This window comes from Moorena sp. SIO3I6 (genome assembly GCF_010672095.1).
In genome coordinates, this window is the sequence record NZ_JAAHHU010000667.1 from 1 (window position 1) to 2,484 (window position 2,484).

At 47.4% G+C, this 2,484-nt stretch carries 2 protein-coding genes; both read right to left on the minus strand.

Features of this window, described 5'->3' with window-relative positions; all coding sequences use genetic code 11:
- Positions 1-893 (minus strand): histidinol-phosphate transaminase (locus tag F6K49_RS41165; RefSeq protein ID WP_293106827.1); only part of this gene is annotated, 893 nt, incomplete at its 3' end.
- 2 nt (positions 894-895) lie between these two features.
- A partial coding sequence (locus tag F6K49_RS41170; protein ID WP_293106829.1) for a CBS domain-containing protein occupies positions 896-2,484 on the minus strand: 1,589 nt, incomplete at its 5' end.

Below are 2,484 nucleotides of genomic sequence, written 5' to 3' on the forward strand. Positions count from 1 at the left end.
TCGGGAATTGATGCCAGCAGAGTTTGTCTATGATTGAGAGCGACTATGGCAGCAGCTTGGGAAAAGCTGGGTAAGTTGTAGGGTAAGCGAATTTTTTCGAGAGCAGCAATTAGTTCTGGATGAGCGATGCTATAACCAACACGGTGAGTAGCTAAACGAAATGCTTTGGAAAATGTCCTCAATATTACCCAGTTGGGATGCTCGGCTAATTCTTGGACTACTGAGGCTTGGCTGAATTCAAAGTAGGCTTCATCAATAACCACTAAAATATTATCTGGTAGACCACGCAACCACTCTAATTCCTGGGGAGTCAAGGGGTTGGCGGTGGGAGAGTTAGGATGAACTACAAATACTACTCGTATTGGTGGTCGTTGGGTCGAGGTTTCTGTTACGGTCTGTTCAATGGCTGCTTGGGCATCGTCGATCTTCATTTCAAAGTTTTCTTGCCGACGCCCCACACTCACTACTGGTATTCCTAAGGTCTGTGCCAGTATGGAATACATCGAGAAGGTGGGATTAGCGATTAGGATCGAGCCTTCTCCTCCTAAGCAGGTGGCAATTAAGATAGAACGAATTAGTTCATCGGAACCGTTGCCTACGGAAATCTGGTGTGGTGTTACTACCTTTTCTAGGGCAGCCGATTCGTTAACGTATTCTGCGATCGCATTTTTGAGTTTCCCATGTCCACCATCGGGATATCGATTAGCTTGAATCAGCTGTTGATAGCTCCAAGCTAATTTTTCCTTTAACTCTCCTGGTAAGTCAAAGGGGCATTCATTAGTATCCAGGCGATCTAGGGGAACAGTTGATTCTGGTGTTTTCCCTTCCTCGCCCCCAGGATGAGGTGTGTAGGCGGTTAATTCGGATAGATCAGAGCGGATGAATTGTAGCATTATCAGTTCTGTGTTGTCGGTTTGCCTTTGTACCTTTTACCGTATTCTTGGTCAACAGGTGGATAGTGTATGGCTAGAAATGCTTTAGCCTCAGCCTGATCCTGAATCACCCTGTCTAGGGTTGCGTCTAAGAGTGCATCCAGAATTTCCCGATAGTGTGCTCCTGGCTTATAGCCTAACTTTCTGAGATCATTGCCATCCAGTGGCGGTTTGACATGCCTCCAAGTGGTCAGATACTGCCAAATTTTACGTCGGATCGCTCTAGGACTATACACCCCAATCAATACTAAGGTAGGTAATTTATACTGGCGCAACATGTGGACGATTTGACTGTTGAGCTGGCATGTTGGTAGAGATTCTAGGAAATCTGCTTGCCATCCTTCAAGTTTTTGAAGACGCTCAACACTGTCTACGGGCAACTGTAGATTCTTGGCAACCTTAACCCGTTCGTCTGGTGCTAGATCAGCAATTAATACTTCCAAACGCATCTGCCAGTGCCTTAAGGTTTGCTCGGGGTCAAATCTCTGTAGCCAGCGCCCAAGCAAACGCACTCGCCACCATAATGGTTTATCTAGGGTCAGGGTAGGATGAAGACACCGCAACGCTCCCAATGAGGACAATAACTGCAATGCTGGTTGCCAGTAGGGGGCTTGCAACATATAGTTAAGTTCTGCTTTGAGTCGGGTTTGGAGTGCTGGTACTTTGGTGTTTTCGGCTAGGGTGCGCTGATATACCCCACTTTCAATGGCATAGTGGATATACTCCTTGGTTTGGGGTTCAATTTCAAATCCCAATCGCACCGCAAACCTTACCGCTCGATAGATTCGGGTTGGGTCTTCAATAAAGCTATTGGCGTGTAGGACTCGAATTTTATGCGATCGCAAATCTAACATACCCCCAAAGAAGTCCAACAGGGGCAATTGAGATTGGGGATTAACCTTTGTTAGCCTTGCTGCCATGGCGTTGATGGTAAAATCTCGGCGGTAAAGGTCTTGACGAATGGAACTAGCTTCGACTTCAGGATTAGCGGCGGGATAAGGATAGAACTCGGTACGAGCAGTAGCAATATCTACACAAAGGGAGCCCAATGTCGGGTCATTATGCCATAGCAAGGCTGCGGTTTGAAAAGACCCATGTACTTCCAAGCGCACGTTACGGTAAATTTTCCGGAGTTCCTTGGCCAGGGTGACTCCTGCGATCGCATCCGCTGAGCGGTGAAAGCCATCGACGACCAAGTCTATATCATTTAGGAGTAGTGTTTTTTTCCCATCCGCTAGTAACAAGTCTCTGACAGCTCCCCCAACTAGGTACAGATGCCAACCCCGCTGCTGAGCTTTCTCGGCAGCTATGGTCAGAAGTTCCCACAAGCTCGAAGCCAACAGAGGTTTGATGTTAGCCGGTTTCAGGTTGGCCGGTTTCAGGGTTGACCCGTCAACCTTCAACGGCTTTTCATTCAACCTCGTATCTTCCTGAAACAGTTGCCGCAATACATCAGTGCGGGTCACAATCCCCATTAGTTGCCCATCCTCTAGAACGGGTAAACGCCCAATATCGTAAGTCACCATCAAGGACTGAATGTCTGCCATCGAGA